Origin of the sequence: Marivirga salinae (assembly GCF_030503855.1) — a bacterium.
In the GTDB taxonomy this organism is placed as follows: domain Bacteria; phylum Bacteroidota; class Bacteroidia; order Cytophagales; family Cyclobacteriaceae; genus Marivirga; species Marivirga salinarum.
On the sequence record NZ_CP129971.1, the window covers coordinates 2,157,567 to 2,165,000 of the forward strand.

The 7,434-nt window shown below is 33.7% G+C and carries 8 protein-coding genes (1 of these 8 cut by a window edge); 4 read left to right on the forward strand and 4 right to left on the reverse strand.

Features of this window, described 5'->3' with window-relative positions:
* Nucleotides 1-90 precede the first annotated feature (90 nt).
* Nucleotides 91-843 carry an ABC transporter ATP-binding protein gene (locus QYS49_RS09125; protein ID WP_308351491.1) on the reverse strand — a complete coding sequence of 251 codons (753 nt, stop codon included), beginning with the start codon at nt 841-843 and terminating at the stop codon, nt 91-93.
* Between the two features lie 3 nt (nt 844-846).
* A complete protein-coding gene (locus QYS49_RS09130; RefSeq protein WP_308351492.1) occupies nt 847-1,578 on the reverse strand; it encodes an MlaE family ABC transporter permease in 732 nt (243 codons plus the stop codon).
* Nucleotides 1,579-1,792: 214 nt separating this feature from the next.
* On the opposite strand from QYS49_RS09130, the gene QYS49_RS09135 reads away from it, so the two are divergent.
* The 3 genes from QYS49_RS09135 to QYS49_RS09145 are packed head-to-tail and all read left to right on the forward strand — an operon-like array spanning nt 1,793 to nt 5,626.
* Entirely contained in the window at nt 1,793-2,497 is a 705-nt protein-coding gene (locus QYS49_RS09135; RefSeq protein ID WP_308351493.1) for an SDR family oxidoreductase, read from the forward strand.
* A 4-nt stretch (nt 2,498-2,501) separates the two neighbouring features.
* Nucleotides 2,502-3,623 (forward strand): aminotransferase class I/II-fold pyridoxal phosphate-dependent enzyme, encoded by a 1,122-nt coding sequence (locus QYS49_RS09140; protein ID WP_308351494.1) that lies wholly within the window; start codon nt 2,502-2,504, stop codon nt 3,621-3,623.
* 53 nt (nt 3,624-3,676) lie between these two features.
* Complete coding sequence (locus QYS49_RS09145) at nt 3,677-5,626, forward strand: polysaccharide biosynthesis protein (protein ID WP_308351495.1); 1,950 nt, start codon at nt 3,677-3,679, stop codon at nt 5,624-5,626.
* A gap of 166 nt (nt 5,627-5,792) precedes the next feature.
* Here the strand turns inward: QYS49_RS09145 and QYS49_RS09150 are convergent, their stop codons facing one another.
* Nucleotides 5,793-6,173, reverse strand: coding sequence for an NUDIX hydrolase (locus QYS49_RS09150; protein WP_308351577.1), 381 nt, complete (start codon nt 6,171-6,173; stop codon nt 5,793-5,795).
* Entirely contained in the window at nt 6,121-6,483 is a 363-nt protein-coding gene (locus QYS49_RS09155) for a hypothetical protein (protein WP_308351496.1), read from the reverse strand. Before QYS49_RS09155 ends, QYS49_RS09150 begins: the two co-directional genes overlap by 53 nt.
* A 152-nt stretch (nt 6,484-6,635) precedes the next feature.
* On the opposite strand from QYS49_RS09155, the gene abc-f reads away from it, so the two are divergent.
* A protein-coding gene (abc-f, locus tag QYS49_RS09160; protein ID WP_308351497.1) for a ribosomal protection-like ABC-F family protein crosses the window boundary here: on the forward strand, nt 6,636-7,434 show its 5' end (the start). The gene runs 1,076 nt beyond the window's last position; 799 of the gene's 1,875 nt are visible here — the first part of the coding sequence; the start codon lies at nt 6,636-6,638; its stop codon lies beyond the right edge, outside the window.

Genomic DNA, 7,434 nt, shown 5'->3' on the forward strand with positions numbered 1-7,434 from the left:
ACTCATCACCCCACTATTTCCTTATAAAATACTTATTTTCCTTCCTTAGGAATTACAAGGCACCAATTCCCCCTTTGGGGGCTAGGGGACCTACAGCGTCTTCCTCAACTTCTTCATAAACTTGCTAGCAAAAATAAAGTCCTCCAAGTCTTCCTGACCAGAGGTCAAAATATTATCAGAATTTCCTTCCCAAACTTTTTTACCTCTAGCCAAATACATGATGTATTCTCCTACTCCCATAACAGAATTCATATCATGCGTAACCATAATGGTTGTAACATTAAGCTCATGAGTAATTTCTTGAATTAATTCATCAATCAAAAGAGAAGTTCTCGGATCTAGGCCTGAATTAGGTTCATCGCAGAACAAATAATTGATGTCATTCACAATTGCTCTGGCAATCCCCACTCTTTTTTTCTGTCCACCACTTATTTCGGCAGGCATCTTTTTATTGATGTTTTCAAGCCCAACTCTGCTCAATACATTATTAACTCGGTCAAGCTTTTCATCCTTTTTCATATCTGTTAAAAGGTCTAAAGGAAACATCACATTTTCTTCAATGTTTTTTGAATCAAATAATGCGCCTCCCTGAAAGAGCATCCCGATTTCTCGCCTCATTTGCGATTTTTCCTCTTTATCTGCTTTCAAAAAAGATCTTCCATCGTAGAGTACTTCACCTTCTTCTGGAATTACTAATCCAACTATGCATTTTAGTAGGACACTCTTTCCTGTTCCGCTAGCTCCAATGATAAGGTTAGTGATACCTCTTTCAAATTTCCCTGAAATATCTTGTAAAACGTGATTGTCTCCGAAAGATTTGGATATATTATTGACTTCAATCATTTCTTAATTTAATAATAGTTCTGCTAAAATATAATCCGCTAAAAGTACAGCAATACAGCTTTTAGTAACAGCACTTGTACTAGATTTACCAACTTCAAGTGCACCCCCAGTAGTGAAAAAACCCTGATAAGCTGAAATTGATGCTATTAAAAAAGCAAAAACAACGGATTTAATAAGTGCGAATTGAATGGTAAAAGGGTTAAAATCAATTCTAATTCCGTAAACATATTCTGTTTCCGTTAAAATTCCTGTCATGGTTCCGGCAATATATCCACCGTATAAAGCAAGAAACCCAGCTAATACTACTAATAAAGGATACATAATCATAGCAGCCACAATTTTTGGTAGTACCAAATAGGAGGATGCATTTACGCCCATAACTTCTAAAGCATCTATTTGCTCCGTAATTCTCATAGTACCTAATCCTCCAGCTATACTAGAACCTACTTTACCAGCAATAACGATAGCTGTAATAGTCGGTGCTAGTTCCAAAACTACCATTTCTCTTGTTACCTGAGCCACTACATAATTTTGAATTAATGGACTTACTAAATTATAGGCAGTTTGGACAGTTGTTACCGCCCCCATAAATGTTGAAGTAATTGCTACTATTAAAATGGAATTCCAGCCTATGGAAATACATTCGTTTATGGTGAGTTTGAAATAGGATGAAAAGGACTCTCTTCTGACAAACATACTTCCCAGAAAAATAAAATAGGCTCCGATAGACTTCATAAGGTTGTTAATGTTTCTTGAAACTTCAAATTTAAAGTTAGCATGAAATTTTTCTTTACAATAAAAGTTATTTTAATTCTTTAATATTTATCTGATTTAAAGCAATTGATAACGATTATGTAATCCAATACGCTAATGAATTTCGTAAGTTTGTAGAACATCAAGATTATTGTTTAGTTTCGTGTTTTCAAAACATCGAAATCTTAAATTAAAAATGAATAAATTAATAGTTATTACAGGAGGTACTAAAGGTATCGGAAGAGCATTAGTGCTTCGGTTTGCTGAAAATGGATTTAATATCATTACTTGTGCTAGAAATGAAGCTGATTTAGAAGTCCTAAAAGAGGAAGTAGAAAAAGCATATAATAGTAAAGTATATGTGAAAGCTGCAGATTTATCAATAAGAGAGGATGTAACTGATTTCGCAGATTTTGTTTTGAAAACTACGTCTCAGGTTGATGTATTAGTGAATAATACTGGAGTTTTTCTTCCTGGTAGTATTCAAGATGAACCTGAAGGTAATCTGGAAATGATGATGAATACTAACCTGTTTTCGGCTTACCATTTAACTAGAGCATTATTGCCAACAATTCTACCTCATAAAAAAGGACATATTTTCTCTATGAGCAGCATAGCGGGAATTACAGCTTATGCAAGTGGAGGTTCTTACAGTATAACAAAATACGCTATGCAAGGCTTTACTAAATGTTTGCGCGAAGAATTGAAAGAAGAAGGGGTAAAAGTGACGGCAGTATTACCTGGAGCTACTTTTACAGCAAGTTGGGAAGGCGTTGATTTGCCCCATGAAAGATTTATGAAAGCTGAAGATGTAGCGGAATCTGTTTGGTCAGCATATTCCTTATCAGATAGAACCGTAGTAGAAGAAATTGTTTTGAGACCTCAATTAGGAGATATATAACCCCATGAACGAAAGAATATTTTTATCAGCGCCCCATATGGGCGGAGACGAAATCAAATTTATACATCATGCTTTTGATGAAAATTGGATAGCACCTTTAGGGCCAAATGTAAATGGTTTTGAAGCAGACATTCAGGAGTATAATAATATTCCTTATGCAGCTGCCTTAAGTTCTGGTACTGCTGCAATTCATTTAGCTTTGATTTTATTAGGGGTTAAAAATGATGATGTTGTAATGGCATCTAGTTTTACGTTTTCCGCTACAGTAAATCCTATTGTTTATCAGCAAGCAGAGCCTGTTTTAATTGATAGCGAAAAGGAAACATGGAATATGGATCCTGAGCTTTTAGAAAAGGCTATAGAAGATTATATAGCAAAAGGTAAGAAACCCAAGGCCATCATATTTGTTCATCTCTATGGAATGCCTGGAAAAATAGAAGAAGTTAAGGCTATTTCTGAGAAATATGATATCCCTTTGATCGAAGATGCTGCGGAAGCTTTAGGATCAAAGTTAAATGGCAAACCCTTAGGAACCTTTGGTGATTTCGGGATTTATTCATTTAATGGGAACAAAATAATCACCACTTCTGGTGGAGGTGCTTTAGTTTCTCAAAAGAAAGAATGGATTGATAAATCACGGTTTTTGGCGACTCAAGCTAGAGATGCAGCTCCCTATTACCAGCATTCTGAAATTGGCTATAATTATAGAATGAGCAATATAGCGGCTGGTATCGGAAGAGGACAAATGAAAGTTTTGGATTCTTGGGTGGAGAAAAGAAGAGCAAATTATAATTTCTATAAAAAGGAACTAAATTCAGTCGGGTTTGAGTTTCTTGAAGAACCTACAAGTTCATTTAGTAACAGATGGTTAACTTGTGTGTTATTCAATGAAAAATTGACGAAAAAACCAGAAGATTTAAGACAAGAACTAGAAAAATTCAATATTGAAACTAGACCATTATGGAAGCCAATGCACTTGCAACCTATTTTTAAAGATTGTATGTCTTATCGGTCAGGAGTATCTGAAGAGTTATTCCAAAAAGGGCTTTGTCTGCCATCTAGTTCCTCTTTATCGGACGAACAAAAGGAAATGGTGGTCGAAAAAATTAATGACTTTCTTAAATAATAGATTAAATTATTATAAAAAAATATTAAATAGGTTATATTTGTAATTCAATGATGAAGAAAATTAACGATATCAGCTTTCTGCCTAGATGGATTATTTTATTAATCGATCTAGCATTGTTGTTGTCTGCAATTGTATTTGCCTATTTATTAAGGTTTAACTTTAATGTAGAGGAAGTAATAGCTTTTAAATTCACAGAAGGATTAGTCCTGTTTTTAATTTGCCATTTAATCGCAATATTTCTCACTCAAAGTTATGCTGGAATTATCCGATATACTTCCATTGAAGATGGCCTTAGAATCTCATATACAACTTTTATTGGCACTGTTTTAATCGCAATAGTGAGTTACCTTAATTACTGGTATACAGGAAGTGTAATAATTCCATTGTCAGTATTAATTATCAGCTTTATTTTGGCTGTAGTTATTTTATTTTCTTATCGTGTTTTAGTAAAAAATCTTTTTGCCTACTATCGTGATGCAGTTCGCCTAAGAAAGAATGTAATGATTTTTGGTGCAGGTCAATATGGGATTATTACAAAACATGTGATCGATGCCGACCCTAATGCTAGATTGAGGGTGATTGGTTTTATAGATGACGACCTTAAAAAAGTAGGTAAGGTACTTAATGGTGCACCTATCTATGATGCTGGCTATAATTTAGATGATATTTTGGAAAAGTATCGCGTTCATGAAATTGTAATCGCAATTGCTAATTTATCTGTTGAGAGAAAAAATGAATTGGTTGATTATTGCTTAAAAGCTCATGTAAAAGTAAGAACTGTACCTGCTCCTGATAAATGGGTGAATGGTGAATTAAGCATGAACCAAATTAAAGAGGTTCGAATAGAAGATCTATTAGGAAGAGAATCTATTAAATTGGAAAACCCAAAAGTTGCTGAAAATATAGAGGGTAAAACAGTCTTGATTACGGGTGCAGCGGGTTCGATAGGTTCAGAAATTGCAAAGCAGATTCTAAAAGTAAAACCCAAAAAACTGATTATATTAGATCAAGCAGAATCTTTTCTATATGCTATCGATATCGAATTAACTAATTTGGATGTTAAGAAAGATATTGAAGTAATTCCAGTAATCATGGATGTGACTAATAAGAGAAGACTAGAATTTATTTTTGATAAGTATAGACCCAATATAGTATATCATGCGGCAGCTTATAAGCATGTGCCATTGATGGAAATGCACCCATTTGAAGCAGTAGCTACTAATGTTTTTGGCACTAAAAATCTTGCTGATCTTTCTGTTCAATATGATGTGAAGAAATTTGTAATGGTTTCTACTGATAAGGCTGTGAATCCAACCAACGTGATGGGTGCATCGAAAAGGTTAGCTGAAATTTATGTGCAATCCTTAAATGATTCCAAATCAGAAGAAGTCAAAAATAACACTCAGTTTATCACTACCCGATTTGGAAATGTTTTAGGCTCAAATGGTTCCGTTATTCCATTGTTTAAAAAACAAATTGAAAAAGGTGGACCAATAACGGTTACTCACCCTGATGTAACACGTTATTTCATGACCATACCTGAAGCTTGTCAGTTAGTGATCGAAGCAGGGATTATGGGCTTTGGTGGTGAAATATTTGTTTTTGATATGGGCAGATCAATTAAAATAATTGATTTGGCTAAGAAAATGATCCAATTATCAGGCTACGAAGTTGATGTTGATATAAAAATTGTATTTTCTGGTCTTCGTGAGGGAGAAAAACTATTTGAAGAACTTCTAAGTGATAATGAAACGACTTTGCCAACTCATCACGAAAAGATTTTGATTGCCAAAACTGAAAGAATGAGGCATAAAGACATCATTAAGGAATTACAAAAGCTTAATGATTTAATGAATGATGAAAATGAATTGGGAATGATTATGCAAATGAAAAATATCCTCCCAGAATTCGTTAGTCACGCCTCTCGTTTCGAAGCCTTGGATGAAGAAATGGCTAGCGAAAGAAAACGTAAGTGGAGTATCACCCGAAAAATTAGCTAATACAGTAAGGCGTATCTTTTTGCCTTAATTTTAACATTTCAGTTTATATGACAAACCTGAATTTTCGTAGTTTCTAGCTGTTGTCATATTTTAATTCCGATCTTTATATAACCTCTAAAGAAAGATTTTTATTAAATAACAACCTTCATCAAAAGACTAATTAAAATTACTTAACCTTAATCAACCCCTCCTGATACTCATGAAATTTTTTCATCACATATCGTATAGACCTATAAGTATTGAGTAATACTGTTCTTACTTCTACTTTATTAACCCAAATAACTTTCTCAATACCTTCTTCTGTTTGAGGTTTCATTTTTTTGTCTTCTTCCAAAGTCATATGATACCAACTGGTTTTCTTGAGATGGTTTTTACCATTTCTTGTATAGGTATGCCAGGTTTTACAAACCCGAGGGCCTAATGCTACTTTTACATTGCATTCTTCTTCTACCTCTCTTACTGCAGCTACTTTTACATTTTCTTTTTTCTCGAGCTTACCTTTTGGAAGGTCCCATTTTTTTAACCTGTATATAAAAAGAATATTTATCTCGTTTAGTTACAATTCCACCTGCAGCCTCAACAATCTTAAATTCTTTCTTAAAGCCTTTTGTTACTTTTTCATAGTCAAAAACTTTACAGGTTAAAGAGTCAAGTTTTTTATTTTTATCAGAGGATAGAAATTTATAAAATTCCAGTATATCAGCTAAACTACCTTTTCTAATCAGTACGTCATCGATTAAATTATCATATCGGATTTTTTCCTTTTCCGCATCAATAATAAGGTCATAATGCTCCCTGTCAATTACTTTGTCCATGGGGATTATATAAAGCGGAACATCATTTATAAATACTTTCATAGAATTGGTTTTGCGCTATGCAAGTAAAAGAATTATTCAGAATGTGCCAATTATTAATCTAGAATTTAAAAATTTTGAAGTCGAAAATATAAGCTATAGAAATTCTTTTCTATATGTATTACTATGTTAAATATAAGACCTAATTTTGTCGTATGAACTATCTTTCAGTAGAAAATATTACCAAAAGCTTTGGAGAAAGAGTTTTATTTGAAAACATTTCTTTTGGCTTAGCTCAAGGCGAAAAAGTTGCATTAGTAGGCATCAACGGATCAGGGAAATCCACGCTCTTAAAAATATTGATGAGGGAGGAAACACCTGATTCAGGCAATCTGAGCTTTCGGAATAATATAAAAGTTGGATTCCTATCGCAAAATCCACAATTTCAATCAGGTCAAAATGCTATGCAAGCTATTTTTAGCTCTGATCATGAATCGCTTAATATTATTAAAGAATATGAGCGATTAGCCGAAAATCCTGATATGAATGCTAAAGAACAAAACCGTTTTCAAGAATTAATGGAGAAAATGGAAGCACATCAACTTTGGGATTATGAAAGCCAAGTTCAACAAATCCTTGGTCAATTAGGAATAAATGACATAAAGCAATCAGTTGAAAATATGTCAGGTGGACAAAAGAAGAGGGTGGCGCTAGCAGCTCAATTGATCGTTAAACCTGATGTCTTGATTTTAGATGAGCCAACCAATCATTTAGACATTGATATTATTGAATGGTTGGAGAATTATTTGGCTACTCAAAACATGACCTTACTAATGGTTACCCACGATCGATACTTTTTGGATAGAGTGTGTAATGGGATTTTAGAAATTGACCGTCAACAGATTTTTAAGTATAAGGGTAACTATGAAGAGTTTTTAGTTAAAAAGGAAGAAAGGGAATCGATTGAGCAACTTGAAGTGGACAAAGCTAAAAATCTCATGAAGAAAGAGCAGG